Source organism: Allobosea sp. P4_E12, from assembly GCF_056401655.1.
In genome coordinates this window covers 1-21,640 of sequence record NZ_JBFUIY010000056.1, presented here as the reverse complement: position 1 = coordinate 21,640, position 21,640 = coordinate 1, and the positions used below count along the sequence as shown (strand labels likewise).

16 protein-coding genes, 1 tRNA gene and 1 pseudogene are annotated in these 21,640 nt (G+C 63.9%); all 18 read left to right on the top strand.

Annotation, left to right across the window (positions count from 1 at the left end):
* Window positions 1–108: 108 nt before the first annotated feature.
* Complete coding sequence (gene rplJ, locus AC1DW9_RS34020; RefSeq protein ID WP_043237131.1) at window positions 109–624, top strand: 50S ribosomal protein L10; 516 nt, start codon at window positions 109–111, stop codon at window positions 622–624.
* Window positions 625–677: 53 nt separating this feature from the next.
* The gene (rplL, locus tag AC1DW9_RS34015) at window positions 678–1,055 is read left to right on the top strand and encodes a 50S ribosomal protein L7/L12 (RefSeq protein WP_043237129.1); all 378 of its coding nucleotides are present in this window, start codon (window positions 678–680) and stop codon (window positions 1,053–1,055) included.
* 274 nt (window positions 1,056–1,329) lie between these two features.
* On the top strand, window positions 1,330–5,451 hold the full coding sequence (rpoB, locus tag AC1DW9_RS34010; RefSeq protein WP_441508632.1) for a DNA-directed RNA polymerase subunit beta: 4,122 nt from the start codon (window positions 1,330–1,332) through the stop codon (window positions 5,449–5,451).
* 126 nt (window positions 5,452–5,577) lie between these two features.
* Window positions 5,578–9,759 carry a DNA-directed RNA polymerase subunit beta' gene (rpoC, locus tag AC1DW9_RS34005; protein WP_069880160.1) on the top strand — a complete coding sequence of 1,394 codons (4,182 nt, stop codon included), beginning with the start codon at window positions 5,578–5,580 and terminating at the stop codon, window positions 9,757–9,759.
* A gap of 160 nt (window positions 9,760–9,919) precedes the next feature.
* Window positions 9,920–11,050, top strand: coding sequence for a helix-turn-helix transcriptional regulator (locus AC1DW9_RS34000; protein WP_476775912.1), 1,131 nt, complete (start codon window positions 9,920–9,922; stop codon window positions 11,048–11,050).
* Window positions 11,051–11,624: 574 nt separating this feature from the next.
* Complete coding sequence (gene rpsL, locus AC1DW9_RS33995; RefSeq protein WP_038358286.1) at window positions 11,625–11,996, top strand: 30S ribosomal protein S12; 372 nt, start codon at window positions 11,625–11,627, stop codon at window positions 11,994–11,996.
* A gap of 72 nt (window positions 11,997–12,068) precedes the next feature.
* On the top strand, window positions 12,069–12,539 hold the full coding sequence (gene rpsG / locus AC1DW9_RS33990; protein ID WP_043237120.1) for a 30S ribosomal protein S7: 471 nt from the start codon (window positions 12,069–12,071) through the stop codon (window positions 12,537–12,539).
* A 33-nt stretch (window positions 12,540–12,572) separates the two neighbouring features.
* Entirely contained in the window at window positions 12,573–14,648 is a 2,076-nt protein-coding gene (fusA, locus tag AC1DW9_RS33985) for an elongation factor G (RefSeq protein ID WP_476855326.1), read from the top strand.
* Window positions 14,649–14,695: 47 nt separating this feature from the next.
* Entirely contained in the window at window positions 14,696–15,886 is a 1,191-nt protein-coding gene (gene tuf, locus AC1DW9_RS33980) for an elongation factor Tu (protein WP_476855325.1), read from the top strand.
* Window positions 15,887–16,019: 133 nt separating this feature from the next.
* Window positions 16,020–16,095, top strand: a tRNA-Trp gene (locus AC1DW9_RS33975).
* A 19-nt stretch (window positions 16,096–16,114) separates the two neighbouring features.
* A pseudogene (locus tag AC1DW9_RS33970) lies at window positions 16,115–16,235 on the top strand (class I SAM-dependent methyltransferase); the annotation flags it as partial.
* Window positions 16,202–16,495, top strand: a complete 294-nt coding sequence (locus tag AC1DW9_RS33965; RefSeq protein ID WP_441508655.1) for a hypothetical protein — start codon at window positions 16,202–16,204, stop codon at window positions 16,493–16,495. The pseudogene AC1DW9_RS33970 and the gene AC1DW9_RS33965, both read left to right, overlap by 34 nt.
* A 146-nt stretch (window positions 16,496–16,641) precedes the next feature.
* Complete coding sequence (secE, locus tag AC1DW9_RS33960; protein WP_043237138.1) at window positions 16,642–16,836, top strand: preprotein translocase subunit SecE; 195 nt, start codon at window positions 16,642–16,644, stop codon at window positions 16,834–16,836.
* A 13-nt stretch (window positions 16,837–16,849) separates the two neighbouring features.
* Window positions 16,850–17,383, top strand: coding sequence for a transcription termination/antitermination protein NusG (gene nusG, locus AC1DW9_RS33955; protein ID WP_043237137.1), 534 nt, complete (start codon window positions 16,850–16,852; stop codon window positions 17,381–17,383).
* 107 nt (window positions 17,384–17,490) lie between these two features.
* The gene (locus tag AC1DW9_RS33950; protein ID WP_476775911.1) at window positions 17,491–19,101 is read left to right on the top strand and encodes a methyl-accepting chemotaxis protein; all 1,611 of its coding nucleotides are present in this window, start codon (window positions 17,491–17,493) and stop codon (window positions 19,099–19,101) included.
* Complete coding sequence (locus tag AC1DW9_RS33945; protein ID WP_441508633.1) at window positions 19,098–19,715, top strand: cytochrome b; 618 nt, start codon at window positions 19,098–19,100, stop codon at window positions 19,713–19,715. The genes AC1DW9_RS33950 and AC1DW9_RS33945 overlap by 4 nt, the downstream gene beginning before the upstream one ends.
* A gap of 155 nt (window positions 19,716–19,870) precedes the next feature.
* Window positions 19,871–20,302: a 50S ribosomal protein L11 gene (rplK, locus tag AC1DW9_RS33940; protein WP_069880157.1), complete on the top strand. Its 432-nt coding sequence runs from the start codon at window positions 19,871–19,873 to the stop codon at window positions 20,300–20,302.
* A gap of 13 nt (window positions 20,303–20,315) precedes the next feature.
* A complete protein-coding gene (gene rplA, locus AC1DW9_RS33935; protein ID WP_043237132.1) occupies window positions 20,316–21,014 on the top strand; it encodes a 50S ribosomal protein L1 in 699 nt (232 codons plus the stop codon).
* The last annotated feature ends 626 nt before the right edge of the window (window positions 21,015–21,640 follow it).

Below are 21,640 nucleotides of genomic sequence, written 5' to 3'. Positions count from 1 at the left end.
GGGCACTGAGCGTCGCGCATGTGACCGGCCGGTGTCAATCGGCCTAGCCTGCGCGACAAGTGCAACTGGCGGCAAGGTTTCGTCTTGCCGCCTACCGGAGAGAGCCCAGTGGAAAGAGCGGCAAAGAATGATGCCGTCGCGACACTGAACGGCGTGTTCGCAAACACGTCGGTCGTTGTCGTGGCCCACTATGCGGGCTTGACGGTGGCACAGTTCCAGAAGCTTCGTCGTGAGATGAAGGCCAATGGCGCCACTGTGAAGGTCGCAAAGAACCGGCTGGCCAAGATCGCTCTTGAAGGCACCGACGTCGCGTCCATCAGTCCCCTGCTGAAGGGCCCCACCCTGATCGCTTATTCCAGCGATCCGGTCGCGGCGCCGAAGGTCGCCGTCGCTTTCGCCAAGGACAATGACAAGCTTGTCATCCTCGGTGGCGCGATGGGCAAGACCTCCCTGAACCCCGATGGTGTCAAGGCCCTGGCCACGATGCCCTCGCTCGACGAACTGCGCGCCAAGTTGCTCGGCCTTCTCCAGGCCCCGGCAACCAAGATCGCCCAGCTCTCGACCGCGCCTGCTGCAAAGCTCGCTCGCGTGTTTCAGGCATATGCCGACAAGGATGCGGCCTGAGGCCGTCTGCCAACCTGATCAACGTTCGAACCTCTTTATCGTAGGAACATACCATGGCTGATCTTGCTAAGCTCGTTGACGAGCTGTCCTCCCTGACCGTCCTCGAGGCCGCTGACCTCGCCAAGCTTCTCGAAGAGAAGTGGGGCGTTTCTGCCGCTGCCGCCGTCGCCGTTGCGGCTGGCCCGGCCGGTGGCGCTCCGGCTGCTGCTGTTGAAGAGCAGACCGAGTTCACTGTCGTTCTCGCCGCCGCCGGCGACAAGAAGATCGAAGTGATCAAGGAAGTCCGCGCCATCACCGGTCTCGGCCTGAAGGAAGCCAAGGATCTGGTGGAAGCCGCTCCGAAGCCGCTCAAGGAAGGCGTGACCAAGGACGAGGCCGAGAAGCTCAAGAAGCAGCTCGAGGCCGTCGGCGCCAAGGTCGAGCTCAAGTGAGCAGGGCCGGCTGATGCCGGTCCGACCCTAGTCGTACACGACAGTCCCGGGGCGGTCTTCCGCCTCCGGGGCTGTTGCGTCGTTTCCGGCAAGCGGAATGCGGCGCAAGGAATGCAAGAGGCTTTCCGGGGCACGAGCCCCATCGGGAAGGCCAGTTCAGTTGATGTCGGCGCGCCGAAGCGCCGAACGGCTCCCCCGGCGGCCTGTGGCTGCCAAGACTGGTCCGTGAGCGGGCCGCCGGGTGAGCCGTCCGAGAGAGATCGCGAGGAACAACATGGTCAATTCGCTCCAGGGCCGCAGACGCGTCCGCAAGTTCTTCGGAAAACTCAAGGAAGTCGCGCAGATGCCGAACCTCATCGAGGTTCAGAAGGCGTCTTACGACCAGTTCCTGATGGTGGACGAGCCCAAGGGCGGCCGCTCCGACGAGGGCTTGCAGTCCGTCTTCAAGTCGGTGTTCCCGATCGGCGATTTCGCTGGCGCTTCGCTGCTTGAATTCGTGAAATACACCTTCGAGCCGCCGAAATACGACGTCGACGAATGCCGTCAGCGCGGCATGACCTTCTCGGCCCCGCTCAAGGTGACGCTGCGCCTGATCGTGTTCGATATCGATCCCGACACCCAGGCGAAGTCGGTCAAGGACATCAAGGAGCAGGATGTCTACATGGGCGACATGCCGCTCATGACGGATAACGGCACCTTCATCGTCAACGGCACCGAGCGCGTCATCGTCTCGCAGATGCACCGCTCGCCGGGCGTGTTCTTCGATCACGACAAGGGCAAGACCCATTCGTCGGGCAAGCTGCTCTTTGCCGCGCGCATCATCCCCTATCGCGGCTCCTGGCTGGACATCGAGTTCGACGCCAAGGACATCGTCTACGCGCGTATCGACCGGAAGCGTAAGATCCCGGTGACGTCGCTGCTGTTCGCCCTCGGCATGGACGGCGAGGAGATCCTCAGCCGCTTCTACAACCACATCGCCTACGCCAAGGATAAGCAGGGCTGGCGCGTTCCCTATGACGCCGAGCGCATGAAGGGCTTCAAGGCGACGGTCGACATGATCGACGCCGACACCGGCGAGGTCGTGGTCGAGGCCGGCAAGAAGCTGGTCGCCCGTACCGCCCGCCAGCTCGCCGAGAAGGGCCTGAAGTTCCTGCGCGCCACCGACGAGGATCTCTACGGCCAGTACATTGCCGAGGATCTGGTCAATCCGGCGACCGGCGAGGTCTTCGCCGAGGCGGGCGAGGAGATCAGCGAGAAGCTGCTCAAGCTCCTGACCGATGAAGGTTTCGACGAGATCCCGGTGCTGGATATCGACCACATCACGGTCGGTCCCTACATCCGCAACACGCTCAACGTGGACAAGAACTCGCGCCGCGAGGAAGCGCTGTTCGACATCTACCGCGTGATGCGTCCCGGCGAGCCGCCGACGCTCGAGACCGCCGAGAACATGTTCCAGTCGCTGTTCTTCGACTCGGAGCGCTACGACCTTTCGGCCGTCGGTCGCGTGAAGATGAACATGCGTCTCGATCTCGACGCCGAGGACACCGTGCGCATCCTGCGCAAGGAGGACATCTTCGCGGTCGTCAAGGCGCTGGTCGACCTGCGCGACGGCAAGGGCGAGATCGACGACATCGACCATCTCGGCAACCGCCGTGTGCGCTCGGTCGGCGAGCTCATGGAGAACCAGTACCGCCTGGGCCTGCTGCGCATGGAGCGCGCCATCAAGGAGCGCATGTCGTCGGTCGATATCGACACGGTGATGCCGCAGGACCTGATCAACGCCAAGCCGGCGGCTGCCGCCGTGCGCGAGTTCTTCGGCTCGTCGCAGCTCTCGCAGTTCATGGACCAGACGAACCCGCTTTCGGAAGTCACTCACAAGCGCCGTCTTTCGGCGCTTGGCCCAGGTGGTCTGACCCGCGAGCGCGCCGGCTTCGAGGTGCGCGACGTGCACCCGACCCATTACGGCCGCATCTGCCCGATCGAAACGCCGGAAGGTCCGAATATCGGACTGATCAACTCGCTCGCCACCTTCGCGCGGGTGAACAAGTACGGCTTCATCGAGAGCCCCTACCGCCGCATCCGCGACGGCCAGCTCACCGACGAGATCATCTATCTCTCGGCGATGGAGGAGGCGAAGTACAACGTCGCCCAGGCGAACGCCGCGACCGATGCGAGCGGCCGTCTGACCGACGACCTGATCGTTTGCCGCCGCGCCGGTGAAGTCATCGTCACGCCGGTCGACAAGGTCGACTTCATGGACGTGTCCCCGAAGCAGCTCGTTTCGGTCGCCGCCGCGCTGATCCCGTTCCTTGAGAACGACGACGCCAACCGCGCGCTGATGGGCTCGAACATGCAGCGCCAGGCGGTGCCGCTGGTTCGTGCCGACGCGCCCTTCGTCGGCACCGGCATGGAAGCGGTCGTCGCCCGTGACTCGGGTGCCGCCATCGCTGCCCGGCGCGCCGGCGTCGTCGACCAGGTCGACGCGACGCGTATCGTTATCCGCGCCTCCGACGAGATGGACCCGACCAAGCCGGGCGTCGACATCTACCGTCTGCAGAAGTTCCAGCGCTCGAACCAGTCGACCTGCATCACGCAGCGTCCGCTGGTGCGCGTCGGCGACATGATCAAGAAGGGCGACATCGTCGCCGACGGCCCGTCGACGGAGCTCGGCGAACTGGCTCTCGGCCGCAACGTGCTCGTCGCGTTCATGCCSTGGAACGGCTACAACTTCGAGGACTCSATCCTGCTCTCGGAGAAGATCGTCTCGGAAGACATCTTCACCTCGATCCATATCGAGGAATTCGAGGTCATGGCCCGCGATACGAAGCTGGGCCCTGAGGAAATCACGCGCGACATTCCGAACGTTTCGGAAGAGGCGCTGAAGAACCTCGACGAAGCCGGCATCGTCTATATCGGCGCGGAAGTCGCTGCGGGCGACATCCTGGTCGGCAAGATCACGCCGAAGGGCGAAAGCCCGATGACGCCGGAAGAGAAGCTTCTGCGCGCCATCTTCGGCGAGAAGGCTTCGGATGTCCGCGACACCTCGCTGCGTGTTCCGCCGGGCGTGCAGGGCACCATCGTCGAAGTGCGCGTGTTCAATCGCCACGGCGTCGACAAGGACGAGCGCGCCCAGGCGATCGAGCGCGAGGAGATCGAGCGTCTTGCCAAGGACCGCGACGACGAGCAGGCGATCCTGGACCGCAACACCTTTGCGCGTCTGGCCGAGATCCTGACCGGCAAGACCGGCCTTGCTGGTCCGAAGGGCTTCAAGAAGGACACGGTCATCACCCGCGAGGGAATGAGCGAGTTCCCGCGTTCGCAGTGGTGGTTGTTCGCCGTCGGCGACGACGCCCTGATGACCGAAATCGAGGCGATGCGGAAGCAGTACGACGAGTCGAAGAAGCGCCTCGAGCAGCGCTTCCTCGACAAGGTCGAGAAGCTGCAGCGCGGCGACGAACTGCCTCCGGGCGTGATGAAGATGGTCAAGGTCTTCGTSGCCGTGAAGCGCAAGATTCAGCCSGGCGACAAGATGGCCGGCCGTCACGGMAACAAGGGCGTCGTCTCGCGCATCGTTCCCGCCGAGGACATGCCCTTCCTCGAGGACGGAACCCATGCCGACATCGTGCTGAACCCGCTCGGCGTGCCGAGCCGCATGAATGTCGGTCAGATCCTGGAGACCCATCTGGGCTGGGCCGCTGCCGGTCTCGGCAAGCAGATCGCCAAGGCCATCGACGTCTACAAGAAGGCGCATGACGGCAAGGCTCTGCGGGCAAGCTTCGAGGCCGTGTATGGCGACAACGAGATCGTTGCGTCGATGGACGATGCGGAGCTGGTCGAGATGGGCCAGAACCTGCGCCGCGGCGTTCCGATCGCGACCCCGGTCTTCAACGGCGCCAAGGAGTCGGACATCGAGCATCTGCTCGAGCAGGCGGGGCTCAACAAGTCCGGTCAGGTCACGCTCTATGACGGACGGACCGGCGAGCCCTTCGATCGTAAGGTCACGGTCGGCTACATCTACATGCTGAAGCTGCACCACCTGGTCGACGACAAGATCCACGCGCGTTCGATCGGCCCGTACTCGCTCGTTACCCAGCAGCCGCTGGGCGGCAAGGCGCAGTTCGGCGGTCAGCGCTTCGGCGAAATGGAGGTCTGGGCGCTCGAAGCCTACGGCGCCGCCTACACCCTTCAGGAAATGCTGACGGTGAAGTCGGACGACGTGGCGGGCCGCACCAAGGTCTACGAGTCGATCGTGCGCGGCGAGGACAATTTCGAGGCGGGCATCCCCGAGAGCTTCAACGTTCTCGTCAAGGAAATGCGCTCGCTCGGCCTCAATGTCGAATTGATCAGCAACAAGCAGAAGCCGGGCGAATTGCCGCCGGCCGAAGCTGCCGAATAAGGGGGCGGGCCCAAACGGGCCGCCTCGAGACGAACACAGCATGCCGGCGACACTCACGCCGCCGGCTTATTCGCATGATGGCCGGGCAGGGCGGTTCACTCCCCCGCCGGCGGCAGGAGACAGGCGATGAAGCAAGAGGTCATGAACCTTTTCGGCCAGCAGCCGACACAGCAGGCGTTCGACGCGATCAAGATTTCGATCGCGAGCCCGGAAAAGATCCTGTCGTGGTCCTATGGCGAGATCAAGAAGCCCGAGACCATCAACTACCGTACCTTCAAGCCCGAGCGCGACGGCCTGTTTTGCGCCCGCATCTTTGGGCCGATCAAGGACTACGAGTGCTTGTGCGGCAAGTACAAGCGCATGAAGTTCAAGGGCGTGATCTGCGAGAAGTGCGGCGTCGAAGTGACGCTCGCACGCGTCCGACGCGAGCGCATGGGCCATATCGAACTCGCCGCTCCGGTTGCCCATATCTGGTTCCTGAAGTCGCTGCCGTCGCGCATCGGCCTGCTGATGGACATGCCGCTCAAGGAGCTCGAGCGGGTGCTCTATTTCGAGTCGTATGTCGTCATCGAGCCGGGCCTGACGCCCCTCAAGGACCGTCAGCTCCTGTCCGAGGAGGAGTATGTCCGCTGCCAGGAAGAGTATGGCGCTGACACCTTCACGGCGATGATCGGCGCGGAAGCCATCCGCGAGATGCTGCGCGCGCTCGATCTCGACAAGATCAACATGGATCTGAAGCACGAGATCGCGACGACGACCTCGGAGCTGAAGCCCAAGAAGCTGATGAAGCGCCTCAAGATCATCGAGGCGTTCCAGGAATCCGGCAACAAGCCGGAATGGATGGTGATGACCATCGTTCCGGTGATCCCGCCCGATCTGCGTCCGCTGGTGCCGCTGGATGGCGGCCGCTTCGCGACCTCGGATCTGAACGATCTCTATCGCCGCGTCATCAACCGCAATAACCGCTTGAAGCGCCTGATCGAGCTGCGTGCGCCGGACATCATCATCCGCAACGAGAAGCGGATGCTGCAGGAATCGGTCGACGCATTGTTCGACAACGGCCGCCGCGGCCGCGTCATCACGGGTGCCAACAAGCGCCCGCTGAAGTCGCTCGCCGACATGCTGAAGGGCAAGCAGGGCCGCTTCCGGCAGAACCTGCTGGGCAAGCGCGTCGACTATTCCGGCCGTTCGGTCATCGTCGTCGGCCCGGAGATGAAGCTGCACCAGTGCGGCCTGCCGAAGAAGATGGCGCTCGAGCTGTTCAAGCCGTTCATCTATGCGCGTCTCGATGCGAAGGGCTACTCGACCACGGTCAAGCAGGCCAAGAAGCTGGTCGAGAAGGAGAAGCCGGAAGTCTGGGATATCCTGGACGAGGTCATCCGCGAGCATCCGGTGCTGCTGAACCGCGCTCCGACGCTGCACCGTCTCGGCATCCAGGCCTTCGAGCCGGTGCTGATCGAAGGCAAGGCGATCCAGCTTCACCCGCTGGTCTGCGCCGCGTTCAACGCCGACTTCGACGGCGACCAGATGGCCGTGCACGTCCCGCTGTCGCTCGAGGCGCAGCTGGAAGCGCGCGTGCTGATGATGTCGACCAACAACATCCTGCACCCGGCGAACGGCCAGCCGATCATCGTGCCGTCGCAGGATATCGTGCTCGGCCTGTATTACCTCTCGATCATCTCGGATGGCGAGCCGGGCCAGGGCAAGATCTTCGGCGATTTCGGCGAACTCGAATATGCGCTGCACGAGAAGGTCGTGACGCTGCATTCGAAGATCAAATATCGCTGGACCGGCGTCGGCCAGGACGGCAAGTCCTACACCAAGATCTACGACACCACGCCCGGCCGCGTGATCCTCTCGACCGCGCTGCCTGAGCACCCGGCCGTGACCTTCGACGTCGTCAATCGCCTGATGACGAAGAAGGAGATCTCCGGAATGATCGACGCCGTCTATCGCGGCTGCGGTCAGAAGGAATCGGTCATCTTCTGCGATCGCGTCATGGGCCTCGGCTTCAAGCACGCCTTCAAGGCCGGCATCTCCTTCGGCAAGGACGACATGGTCGTGCCGGAGAACAAGTGGGAGATCGTCGACACCACCCGTGCGCTCGCCAAGGACTACGAGCAGCAGTACCAGGACGGCCTGATCACTCAGGGCGAGAAGTACAACAAGGTCGTCGACGCCTGGGCGAAGTGCTCCGACAAGCTCGCCCAGGAGATGATGGCGCGCATCTCGACCGTTAAGAAGGACGAGAACGGCCGCGATAAGCCGATCAACTCGATCTACATGATGAGCCACTCGGGTGCCCGTGGTTCGCCGGCCCAGATGCGCCAGCTCGCCGCCATGCGCGGCCTGATGGCCAAGCCGTCCGGCGAGATCATCGAGAGCCCGATCATCTCGAACTTCAAGGAAGGCCTGGACGTGCTCGAGTACTTCAACTCGACGCACGGTGCCCGTAAGGGTCTGGCCGATACCGCGCTCAAGACGGCAAACTCGGGTTATCTCACCCGCCGTCTCGTCGACGTGGCGCAGGATGCCATCATCTCCGAGGTCGATTGCGGCTCGGATAACGGCATCAAGATGCGCGCCATCATCGATGCCGGTCAGGTCGTGGCTTCGCTCGGCATCCGCATCCTCGGCCGCTCTGCGGCGGAAGATGTCACGGATATCGATGGCAACGTCCTCGTGCCGAAGGGTACGATGATCGAGGAAAGCCATATCGAGAAGATCAACGCCGCCGGCGTCCAGGAGGTGAAGATCCGTTCGGTTCTCACCTGCGAGACCAAGAACGGCGTCTGCGCCACCTGCTACGGGCGCGATCTTGCCCGCGGCACGCCCGTCAACATGGGTGAGGCGGTCGGCGTCATCGCGGCACAATCGATCGGCGAGCCGGGCACGCAGCTCACCATGCGTACCTTCCACATCGGCGGCGCGGCGACGATCGCGGACCAGTCGTTCATCGAGTCCAATTTCGAGGGCACGGTGAAGATCCGCAACCGCAATGCGGCGCGCAACTCGGATGGTGACCTGATCGCCATGGCGCGCAACATCGCCATCGTGATCGTCGGTCCGGACGGCGCCGAGCGCGCGGTGCACCGTGTCCAGTTCGGCTCGAAGATGCGGGTCGACGAAGGCGACAAGGTCAAGCGCGGCCAGCGCCTGGCGGAGTGGGATCCCTATTCCCGCCCGATCCTGGCCGAGGTGGACGGCTCTGTCGGCTACGAGGATCTCGTGGACGGCATGTCGATCACCGAGACGACGGACGAGGCGACCGGCATCAGCAAGCGCGTCGTCATCGACTGGCGTGGGTCGGCCCGGACGTCGGATCTGCGTCCGGCGATCACGGTGCACGGCCCTGACGGCAAGGTTGCGAAGCTCGCCCGCGGTGGCGAAGCCCGCTACATCCTGCCCGTCGACGGCATCATCTCGATGGAGCCGGGCCAGATGACCAAGGCAGGCGACGTGCTCGCCCGTGTCTCGACCGACTCGGCCAAGACCCGTGACATCACCGGCGGTCTGCCGCGGGTGGCGGAACTGTTCGAGGCACGTCGTCCGAAGGATGCGGCGATCATCGCCGAGAAGGCCGGTGTCATCGGCTTCGGCAAGGACTACAAGAACAAGCGCCGGGTCACGTTGACCCCGCATGACGGCTCGGACGGGCTCGAGTACCTGATCCCGAAGGGCAAGCACATCCATCTCCAGGACGGCGACGTCGTCGAGATGGGCGACTACATCCTGGACGGCAATCCGGCACCGCACGACATCCTGGCGATCAAGGGCGTCGAAGAGCTCGCGGCTTATCTCGTCAACGAGATCCAGGAGGTCTATCGCCTCCAGGGCGTGGGCATCAACGACAAGCACATCGAGGTCATCGTCCGGCAGATGCTGCAAAAGATCGAGATCACCGAGTCCGGTGATACCGACATCATCACCGGCGACCAGATCGATCGGATCGAACTGGAGGAGATCAACGCCAAGATGCGCGAAGAGGGCAAGAAGCCGGCCAGCGGCGTTCCGGTCCTGCTCGGCATCACCAAGGCGAGCTTGCAGACGCGCTCCTTCATCTCGGCGGCGTCGTTCCAGGAGACCACCCGCGTCCTCACCGAGGCGGCGGTCAACGGCAAGTACGATACCCTCGAAGGCCTCAAGGAGAACGTCATCGTCGGCTCGCTCATCCCGGCCGGCACGGGCGCCCAGGTTGCCCGGATCAAGCAGGTGGCGCTGCGCCGCGACGATCTGATCGTCGGCCAGAAGGCGGATGCGGCGGCCAAGGCTGCAGCTGCTGCGGCCGTGCTTCCGGCAGCCGAATAAGGCGCTGCTGAACACGACTTGCGAAAGGGCCGCCTTCGGGCGGCCCTTTTTGTTTGGCGCAGGCTCTCCGGCCTGTTCATGGCAGCCTCAGCGACGAAAGGAGAATTTCGCCTCCGCGACCAGCTGTGATCTAACATGTTAATCAGTTGGGAGTTCGTCGATGGACGGTCAGCGCTTTGTCAGTGCGGTGGAGGCGGTCTATGCGGCCGCGGCCACGCCGTCGCTTTGGCCCGCCGCTCTGCAGGCCATTGCCGATTGCTTCGACGATGTCGGCGCCGTGATGATCTACCAGCGGGACGATGGCAGCTACGGGATCATTGTCTCGCCGAGCCTCGCCGAGGGGCAGAAGGAGTATGACCGGGACGAATGGTGGCGGCACGATGTGCGCTTCGCCCGCTCGCGCGAGAGGGGATACCTGACCCGGAGCAATGCGATCACCGAACGTCACATCGCAACGTCCGAGGAACTCGAAACCCTGCCGTTCTACAGCCAGTTCCTCAAGCGCCAGGGGCTGAAATGGTTCGCAGGCGTCAGCATCTCGCCGGACCCCCATGTCGCCGTTGCGCTCTCGATCCAGCGCGCCGACAGCAAGCCAGCCTTCGCCGAGGAGGAGCTCGCAGCACTCAGCCAGCTGGGGCGGCATGTCGAGAATGCGCTCAGGCTCGGCATCCGCCTGATCACCGCGGAAGCGACCCAGCAGTCACTGGCCGACGTGCTGGCGCGGCTGAGCGTGGGGGTGTTCTTGCTCGATGCAACCGGTCACGTGATTTTCGCAAACCCCGTCGCGGAGCAGTTATGCGGTGATGCGCTACTGATCTCGCAAGGTCGACTGGCGGCGCGCTCCGTCCTGCAGCAGGAGGCCTTGTCCGAAGCGATCGCACGAGCGGGCGCGGCGAGTGCCGATACCTTGACGGCGGTGCCGCGGCCGCTGCTGATCCCCGGACTGGATCGCGACGGGACGCTTGCCGTGCATGTCCTGCCGGTCTGCACACCCACTGCCACGGGCGTAGAGCGCATGCTCTCAGAGACCAGTGTGATTGCCGTCGTGACCAGCGCGCAGCCAGGCGAGCCCGCCGATCCGGCGCTCGTGCGCGACCTGTTCGGCCTCACATTGGCCGAGGCCCGGATCGCTGCGCTCGTCGGCGCAGGACTTGCCCCTCGCAACGCGTCCCAGGCCCTGGGAATCTCGGAGGAGACGGCGCGGACCACGCTCAAGCGCGTCTTCGCCAAGGTGGGCGTTTCCCGCCAGAGCGAGCTATCCGCCCTGCTGGCCAGACTGGTGCTGCGCTAGCCCCGTTCGGCTGATGAGATCATACTGCGGCAATCGCACCCGAAGATCACCGCTCCCAAATGGGAGTTGCCTGGACCGCAACCCGTCGACGCATGATTGGTTGGGAAGAGGGGAGTGGCTATGGTGGTGTTGCGCGGCGCTTCGCTCTACCTTGCCCTGACGGCATTGGTGATCTTCACCCTCAGCCGCCTGCCGACCTCCGGGGGGCCATGACGGCCGAGCCGGCCCTCAGCAGGGTGGTGGTTAACGCTTTCGCTGCGAATGCGAATTCGGGGTTGACGCGAATCTCCACCTGAGTCATAAGCGCGCCACTGTCGACGGTTGTCGGACACGTTTGTCGCTTGCCTCTGCTGCGAGCGAATTTCGCGACCGAAACGCCGTCGTAAATTCCTGCGTCGATTGACGACATGGCAAGACGCATGAATGCGGACGAGTTCCGTGTTCCTCTGCATGGCGAGCGCGCCTGAGGCCCCCGAGGGGAGCCGACGGCGCGGCTTCGTTTATGTCATGGCTTTGACCGGTTCGGGGAGCGACCGAAAAGAAGTCCAACCGCTCAGTGGAGCGAGAGGCCAGAATGCCGACAATCAGCCAGCTGATCCGCAAGCCGCGCTCGCCCGTCAAGGCGCGCAACACCGCTCCGGCGCTTGAGTCCTGCCCGCAGAAGCGTGGCGTTTGCACCCGCGTCTATACGACCACTCCGAAGAAGCCGAACTCGGCGCTTCGTAAGGTTGCCAAGGTGCGTTTGACCAACGGCTTCGAGGTCATTGGCTACATCCCGGGTGAAGGTCACAACCTTCAGGAACACTCCGTGGTGATGATCCGCGGCGGTCGCGTCAAGGACTTGCCCGGCGTGCGCTACCACATCCTGCGCGGTGTGCTCGATACGCAGGGCGTCAAGAACCGCAAGCAACGCCGTTCGAAGTACGGCGCCAAGCGTCCTAAGTGATTTTCTGCCCGACCGCCGAGGCTTGATGCTGAGGCGGTTCGCAGCTTTTGAGATTTGACCGGAGACTAGACGATGTCCCGCCGCCATAGCGCCGAAAAACGCGAAGTTATCCCGGACCCGAAGTTCGGTGATATCGTGGTCACGAAGTTCATGAACTCCGTGATGTACGAAGGTAAGAAGTCGACCGCAGAGCGGATCGTCTACGGCGCTTTCGACATCATCGAAGGCAAGACGAAGAGCGACCCGCTTTCCGTCTTCAAGAGCGCGCTCGAGAACGTCGCCCCGGCGATCGAGGTTCGCTCGCGTCGTGTCGGTGGCGCGACCTACCAGGTTCCGGTCGAGGTTCGCACCGAGCGCCGTCAGGCGCTGGCGATCCGCTGGCTGATCTCGGCTGCTCGCGGCCGTAACGACAAGACCATGGTTGAGCGTCTCTCGGCCGAGCTGATGGACGCGGCGAACAACCGCGGCAACGCGGTGAAGAAGCGTGAAGACACGCACCGGATGGCGGAAGCCAACCGCGCCTTCTCGCATTACCGCTGGTAATCCGCGGCACCCGACGAAAGACAGAGCACTCTCATGCCCCGTTCCCATCCCATCGATCGGTACCGCAACTTCGGTATCATGGCGCATATCGACGCCGGCAAGACGACGACGACCGAGCGTATCCTGTTCTATACCGGCAAGTCGCATAAGATCGGCGAAGTCCAYGAYGGCGCGGCSACCATGGACTGGATGGMGCAGGAGCAGGAGCGTGGCATCACGATCACCTCCGCCGCGACGACCTGCCTGTGGCGCGACCATCGCCTGAACATCATCGACACCCCTGGCCACGTCGACTTCACCATTGAAGTCGAGCGTTCGCTGCGCGTGCTCGATGGTGCCGTCTGCGTGCTCGACGGCAACCAGGGCGTCGAGCCCCAGACTGAGACCGTCTGGCGCCAGGCCGACAAGTACGACGTTCCGCGCGTCGTCTTCGTCAACAAGATGGACAAGATCGGCGCCGATTTCTATCGCTGCGTCCAGGACATCATTGACCGCGTCGCCGGCAAGCCGGTCTGCCTGCAGATCCCGATCGGTTCGGAGGCGGAATTCGCCGGCGTCATCGACCTGGTGAAGATGAAGGCGATCGTCTGGAACGGCGAAGCGCTGGGCGCCTCCTTCGAAGAGAAGGAGATCCCTGCCGATCTCGCCGACAAGGCTGCCGAGTATCGTGGCAAGCTGGTCGAAGCCGCCGTCGAGATGGACGATGCGGCGATGGAAGCCTATCTCGAAGGCACCGAGCCGTCTGCCGACACGCTGCGCCAGCTGGTCCGCACCGCGGTCCAGCGTCGCGCCTTCCACCCCGTGCTCTGCGGCTCGTCCTTCAAGAACAAGGGCGTTCAGCCCCTGCTCGACGCGGTCGTCGATTACCTGCCGTCGCCGGTCGATCGTGGCGACATCAAGGGCATCGATTTCAAGACCGAAGAAGAGACCGTTCGTCATCCGCGCGACGAAGATCCCTTCTCAATGCTCGCCTTCAAGATCATGGACGACCCCTTCGTCGGCACGATCACCTTCTGCCGCGTCTACTCGGGCAAGATCGAGACCGGCGCCGGCGTGATCAACTCGACGCGCGACAAGAAGGAACGTGTCGGTCGCATGCTGCTGATGCACGCGAACAACCGTGAAGACATCAAGGAGGCTTTTGCCGGCGACATCGTCGCCCTGGCCGGCCTCAAGGATGTCCGTACCGGCGACACGCTGTGCGACCCGACCCATGCGGTCATCCTGGAGCGGATGGAGTTCCCCGAGCCGGTCATCACGATCGCGATCGAGCCGAAGTCCAAGGCCGACCAGGAGAAGCTGGGCCTGGCCCTGTCGAAGCTCGCGAACGAGGATCCGTCCTTCCGCGTCTCGACCGATCAGGAGAGCGGCCAGACCATCCTGAAGGGCATGGGCGAACTGCATCTCGACATCAAGGTCGACATCCTGAAGCGCACCTACAAGGTCGACGCCAATATCGGCGCGCCTCAGGTTGCCTATCGCGAGACGCTGACCAAGAAGGCTGAGGTCGACTACACCCACAAGAAGCAGACCGGTGGTACGGGCCAGTTCGCCCGCGTCAAGCTGGTCATCGAGCCGAACGAGACCGGCAAGGGCTTCGAGTTCGAGTCGAAGGTCGTCGGCGGCTCGGTGCCGAAGGAATACATCCCCGGCGTCGAAAAGGGCCTGAACTCGGTTATCGGTTCGGGCGTGCTCGCCGGCTTCCCGGTGGTGGACGTCAAGGTGACGTTGATCGACGGTGCCTTCCACGAAGTCGACTCGTCGGCCCTGGCCTTCGAAATCGCCTCGCGGGCTGCACTTCGCGAAGGTCTGCAGAAGGGCGGTTCCGTGCTGCTCGAGCCGATCATGRMKGTCGAAGTCGTGACCCCGGAAGACTATACCGGTTCGGTCATCGGCGATCTGAACTCGCGTCGTGGCCAGATCCAGGGCCAGGACATGCGCGGCAACGCCGTCGTCGTCAACGCGATGGTGCCGCTGGCGAACATGTTCGGCTATGTCAACCAGCTGCGCTCGTTCAGCCAGGGACGCGCCAACTACACGATGCAGTTCGACCACTACGAGCAGGTTCCTTCGGCGGTCGCCGCCGAGGTTCAGGCCAAGTACGCCTGATCCACCCATTCGACTGAACATTTGAACAAGATCTGACGGAGGCTACGATGGCCAAAGAGAAGTTTGCGCGGACGAAGCCGCACTGCAATATCGGAACGATTGGTCACGTTGACCATGGCAAGACGTCTTTGACGGCTGCGATCACGAAGGTTCTGGCYGAGTCKGGCGGYGCGTCGTTCACGGCGTATGACCAGATCGACAAGGCGCCTGAGGAGAAGGCYCGCGGCATCACGATCTCGACGGCTCACGTCGAGTACGAGACTGCGAACCGTCACTATGCGCATGTCGACTGCCCCGGCCACGCCGACTACGTGAAGAACATGATCACGGGTGCGGCGCAGATGGACGGCGCGATCCTGGTCGTGTCGGCTGCCGACGGCCCGATGCCGCAGACSCGCGAGCACATCCTGCTGGCGCGCCAGGTCGGCGTTCCGGCGCTGGTGGTGTTCATGAACAAGGTCGACCTGGTCGACGACGCGGAGCTGCTCGAGCTGGTCGAGATGGAGATCCGCGAGCTKCTGTCGAAGTACGACTTCCCGGGCGACGAMATCCCGATCACCAAGGGYTCGGCCAAGGYYGCGCTGGACAATGGCGACAAGGCGATCGGCCATGACGCGGTSRTSGMGCTGATGAAGACGGTCGACGMCTAYATCCCGCAGCCGGMGCGTCCGMTSGACCWGCCGTTCCTGATGCCGGTCGAAGACGTGTTCTCGATCTCGGGCCGTGGCACGGTGGTGACCGGTCGCGTCGAGCGCGGCATCGTCAAGGTCGGCGAGGAAATCGAGATCGTYGGCCTGAAGGACACCGTGAAGACGACGGTGACCGGCGTCGAGATGTTCCGCAAGCTGCTGGACCAGGGCCAGGCTGGCGACAACATCGGCGCGCTGCTGCGCGGCACGAAGCGCGAGGACGTCGAGCGCGGCCAGRTKCTGTGCAAGCCGGGTTCGGTGAAGCCGCACACCAAGTTCAAGGCCGAGGCCTACATCCTGACGAAGGAAGAGGGCGGCCGCCATACGCCGTTCTTCACCAACTACCGCCCGCAGTTCTACTTCCGCACGACGGACGTGACCGGCGTGGTGCACYTGCCTGAGGGCACCGAGATGGTGATGCCTGGYGACAACATCRCCATGGAAGTGCACCTGATCGTGCCGATCGCGATGGAGGAGAAGCTGCGCTTCGCCATCCGCGAAGGCGGCAGGACCGTCGGCGCCGGCGTCGTCGCCAGCATCATCGCCTGATCGACAGCGCGCCATCGCGTTCGGAAGGGGCGGCGGAAACGCCGCCCTTTCTTTTTGCTCACAGCCTTGTCGACATCGGTTCTTTTTCGACTTGAAATGCGCGGCGGGTTGGGGCAAAGCACTGCGCGACTACAGGGGTGTAGCTCAGTTGGTAGAGTACCGGTCTCCAAAACCGGGTGTCGCAGGTTCGAGCCCTGCCGCCCCTGCCAGTCTCGCGATCGTACTGCGATGACGCAGAACATCTACGACGACGAGACTTTTTCCAAGGTTACAGCCAGTTCCACGCTCGATCCACGGTCTTGACGGTGCGCCCGAGTGGGATGCGCTGCGCCGCCTCCTGCCGGAACTGCGCCGACATGGCCGGTCGGGCCCTATCTTGACGAAGGGCCGCGCCGGACGAACTGGCCGGCCGAGGGCATCATCAAGCAGCATAGAACTATCGGAACCTATCTCCAGTTGCTGCTGACGGCCGGATTCATCCTGACCCATCTCGAGGAATGGGGGGGCGGTCCGGATCAGGTCGGCGAACATCCGGAGTGGGCGAGGGAGCGCGAACGTCCGCCCTTCCTGCTGATCGCCTGCCGCAAGCCCGCAGCGCCCCGAGGTTGACGAGAGCGCTCGGATCAAAAGCGCTTGGCTAACGTGCCGGAGCGTTGTAAGAGGCCTCATGACGGCGCGCGGCTCCCTGAGCCCCGCGCCGCGAATCTTTCAGGACGTCCGAATCGGGCGCGGCCCGAAACCGAGGTGACCACTCAATGGCGAAGTCCAACCCCTTCCAGTTCCTGCAGGAGGTGCGCTCGGAGGCCGCGAAGGTTACCTGGCCGTCGCGGCGCGAGACACTGATCACCACCGGCCTCGTCTTGGCCATGGTCGTGGCTGCGAGCCTGTTCTTCCTCTTTACCGATACGATCATTCGCTGGTCGCTCGGTTTCATCCTTGGCGCACGCTGAGCGGAGTTTTGACGTGAGCACCCGCTGGTACATCGTCCACGCCTATTCCAACTTCGAGAACAAGGTCGCGCAGTCGATCCGCGATCAGGCGGCGCAGCGCAATCTCGCCGACAAGTTCGACGAGGTGCTGGTCCCGACCGAGAAGGTCGTCGAGGTTCGTCGTGGCCGCAAGGTGGACGCCGAGCGCAAGTTCTTCCCGGGCTACGTCCTGGTGAAGTGCGAGATGACCGACGAGGTCTATCACCTGATCAAGAACACGCCGAAGGTCACCGGCTTCCTGGGGGCCGACAAGGCCAAGCCCATGCCGATCCCCGAGCATGAGGCGATGCGGATCAAGGGCCAGGTCGCCGAGGGCATCGAACGCCCGAAGCCGACGGTGGTCTTCGAGGTCGGCGAGCAGGTCAAGGTTGCCGACGGCCCCTTCGCCTCGTTCAACGGTGTCGTCGAGGACGTCGATCACGCACGCGCCCGCCTCAAGGTCGCGGTCTCGATCTTCGGCCGCGCCACGCCGGTCGAGCTCGAATACGGCCAGGTCGAGAAGATCTGATCGCGCTCTTGCACGAGGGCCGCATTTTTCTGCGGCAGCTTGTTGGTTAAGGCACTTTTAAGCGATGCTGACGCAAGGTCCGCGCCGAAAATCCGGCGCGGGCTTGCATGTTTCCGAAGAGCTTCAAGGCAACTGTCGGTCAGCGTCTTGCCGTCTGGGGCGCGCTGCTTGGTCTTGTTGCGCTTCTCCTTGCCGCCGCCGATGTCGTCAGCTCGATCCGCCTGACGCAATTCTCGCGGGATCTGGTGGCGTATGCTGGCGCGGGTGATGCGCTCGCCCAGGCCGATTCCGCCTATCAGCGGCTGAACGCCTCGCTTCTGTCCGATAGCGGGCCGCCCGCGGAGAAAGCCGATATCGAAGTGGTGGCGCGGAGCGTCGCCGATATCGCCATGCGCCTTCACGGCTCCGTCCATGCGCGCGCCCAGGAGGCTGTCGATCTTCTCGGAGAGCTGGCGGGGCAGGTCGGATCGGACCATATCGGAGCGCGCGAATCGCTGAAGCGGCTCGCCGCGAAGCGCAACGAACTGCGCGTCGCCTTGAACGAGGGCATGACCGAGGTCAGCGGTCGGCTGGCTCTGCATGTCGACAACGCCCGGCAGAACAAGCTGCTGCTGTCGCTGCTCGGCATGTTCCTGGTCGTTCTCGTCATCGCGCTGGAATATCGCTGGCTGGTGCGGCCGATCACCGGGATGGCGCGCGCCCTGGGCTCGGTCGAGCGGGACCGGGCCTGGATCGGCAAGCTGGCGATCCGGCGCGATGAGATCGGCATGCTGGCGCGGGCGCTGCTGGCCCATCTGCGCGGCGAGCAGGCCCAGCAGGAGGCGGCCAAACAGCGTCTCGAGGTGCTGTCGCACGAGGTCGAGCGGCGTGACCGTCTCCAATTGCAGGGGCAGGCCTTCCAGCAGCGCATCGCTTCGATTGCAACGGTGCTGGAGCAACATGCGGCGCGCATGTCGGGCGCGTCGGGCGAGCTCGCACGCTTTTCGGGCTCCGTGGACGAGCGAGCGGCCGCCGCAGCCGGCTCGACGCAGCGGGCCTCGACCCATGTCGATGATGTCTCGCGCTCGCTGATCGATATCTCGCGCCTGTTGACGACGACGGCTGGCGAGGCACAGCGGACGACCGAGGTTGCGACCGCCGCCAAGGTGCTGGTCGAGGAGGCCACGGCCGATACGGTGGTGCTATGCGAGGCGGTTGGGGCAATTTCGGAGATCATCAAGATCATCGGTACGGTCGCGAACCAGACCAATCTGCTCGCACTCAACGCCACGATCGAGGCGGCCCGGGCCGGAGAGAGCGGCCGCGGCTTCGCCGTGGTTGCAGCCGAGGTCAAGCAGCTGGCAAACCGCTCCGCCGAAGCGACCTATCAGGTCCGGAGCGGGCTCGATTCGATCAATGTCGCGGCTCAGCGCATCACCATGCGGGTCGGTGCGCTGGTCACCTCGGTCAACCAGGTGGAGCGCGCTGCCGATTCGATCGCCGATCTGGCGCGCAAGCAGGATGCGAGCTCTCGCTCGATCAGCGAGAGCACAAGCAAGACCGCCGGCGATGTCCGCCTCGTGGCTGATCAGGTCGAACAGGTCGCCGGCATGGTCGAGGACTGGCGTCGGACTGCCGAGACGGTCACGCACGCGTCTGCCGATCTCGGCCGCCAGGCTGCCGAACTCCGTCAGACCGTCGATGGCTTCATGTCTGAGACCCAACGGATGCGCGCATGACCATGTCGATATCGCCGTCCCGGGAGGGGCTTGTGTTGGGCGCCGCCGCGCATCGCGCGGGGCAACGCAGCTTCCCGTTCCTGGCAAAGCTGCTGCACTGGGCCACCGCGGTGCTGGTCCTCGTGCTCTTCTGCTCCGGTGTCTTGATGAAGCAGATCGGCGATGGGCCGATGGCGGACACGCTCTACGCCTTGCATAAGACGACCGGTGCGGGGCTGTTCGGGCTCGTGCTCTTCCGCATGGCCTACAGGGTGCTGGCGCGCCTGACCGGACACTGGCGGGAAGGGGGCGGAGACAGGGCGGTCCACGGCGTGCTCTATGCCGCGCTGATCATCGTGCCGATGCTCGGCTGGGCCGGCGTGTCCGATTTTGGTGCGCGGGAACTCGCCCTTGGCCTGACGCTGCCGGCGATCTGGCCGGAAGGGGCCGGCTATTCCGAGCCACTGTTCAAAAGCCATGCCTGGCTTGCCTTCGTCCTGATGGGGCTGGTCGTCTTGCACATCGGCATTGCGCTCGGCGACTATGTCCAGCGGGGTGCGGGGCGCCCTTCAAGGGCGGCCGCGAAGATGCCGCAGCGCGAAAGCTCTTCCCCTTCGTTCACGAGTATGCCATAGGCCGCGCCTCACATGCGTGGAAGGCGTGCCGGTTTGCCAACCGGAAGTCCTCGCCGCACCACGCTCTGCAACCACCCCGGCCCGGGACGCTTTTTGTCTGGGAGGGGTCGTCGTCGTTCCGGTAGGCACCGGTTCGGACGGCAGGAGCAGCCATCATGGCAAAGAAGATCACGGGCTACGTGAAGCTTCAGGTTCCGGCGGGCGCGGCCAATCCGTCGCCGCCGATCGGTCCGGCGCTGGGTCAGCGCGGCCTCAACATCATGGAATTCTGCAAGGCCTTCAATGCGAAGACCGCGCAGATGGAAAAGGGCATGCCGATCCCGGTGATCATCACCGCGTATCAGGATCGCTCCTTCACCTTCGAGATGAAGCAGCCGCCGGTTTCGTACTTCCTCAAGAAGGCGGCCGGCCTGACCTCGGGTTCGAAGACCCCGGGTCGCGGCGGCAATGTCGGCAAGGTCACCTCGGCGCAGCTCAAGGAGATCGCCGAGAAGAAGATGGCCGATCTGAACTGCGATAACGTCGAATCGGCCGTGGCCATGATCCGGGGTTCTGCCCGGTCCATGGGCCTGGAAGTCGTGGGCTGAGGGGAACGGATCAATGGCACACGTCGGAAAACGCGTCGTCAAGGCCCGTGAGGGCATCGACCGCACCAAGCTCTACCCGCTCACCGAAGCCGTTGCCCTGATCAAGGGCCGCGCCACCGCCAAGTTCGACGAGACCGTCGAAGTTGCGATGAATCTCGGTGTCGATCCGCGTCACGCCGACCAGATGGTCCGTGGCGTCTGCAACCTGCCGAACGGCTCGGGCCGCGTCCTGCGCGTCGCCGTGTTCGCTCGTGGCGCCAAGGCCGAGGAGGCCAAGAAGGCCGGGGCCGACGTCGTTGGCGCCGAGGAGCTGGTCGACATCGTCTCGAAGGGCACGATCGACTTCGATCGCTGCATCGCGACCCCGGACATGATGCCGCTCGTCGGCCGCCTCGGTAAGGTGCTCGGCCCGCGCGGCCTGATGCCGAACCCGAAGGTCGGGACGGTGACCATGGACGTGACCAGCGCGGTTGCAGCCTCCAAGGGTGGCTCGGTCGAGTTCCGCGTCGAGAAGGCCGGCATCGTGCATGCTGCCGTCGGCAAGGTCTCGTTCACGGCTGAGAAGCTCGAAGAGAACATCCGTGCCTTCGCGGATTCGGTTGCCAAGGCGAAGCCCGCCGGCGCCAAGGGCACCTATGTCCAGCGCGTCGCGATCTCCTCGACCATGGGTCCGGGCGTCAAGATCGAGCCGAACACGGTTCTGGGCGGCTGATAGGCTTCCATGCGGCCGGCTTCGCGCCGGCCGCAAGCTCGTCTTGATCTCGCGGGATCAAGACACCACTTGGCAGAAGCGAGGGAAGTCGCTATGACATCCCGATGTTTCCATAAGTGATCAGGGCTTCCGCGTGCTTTGCACGAGGAGGTCCGTTTCGCGTTTTTCGACGGTTTACCGTCGAAGAATGGGTTTTTCGGGCGTGCGGAGCGATCTTCGCGCCGGAATCACCCAGTCCTGTCTGAGACTGCAGGTGCGCTTCGGGTTCGCCCGAGGGCATAATTTCGCCAAGAGGCCTGCATAGACGGTGCAAGAGCTTACCCGAGGTCGAGAGACCTCGAGACGGTTCGAACCATCTCGCCCGACCGTGGCTGATGCCGGGGAAGGGGACAGGGCACTGAGCGTCGCGCATGTGACCGGCCGGTGTCAATCGGCCTAGCCTGCGCGACAAGTGCAACTGGCGGCAAGGTTTCGTCTTGCCGCCTACCGGAGAGAGCCCAGTGGAAAGAGCGGCAAAGAATGATGCCGTCGCGACACTGAACGGCGTGTTCGCAAACACGTCGGTCGTTGTCGTGGCCCACGGTCGTTGTCGTGGCCCACTATGCGGGCTTGACGGTGGCACAGTT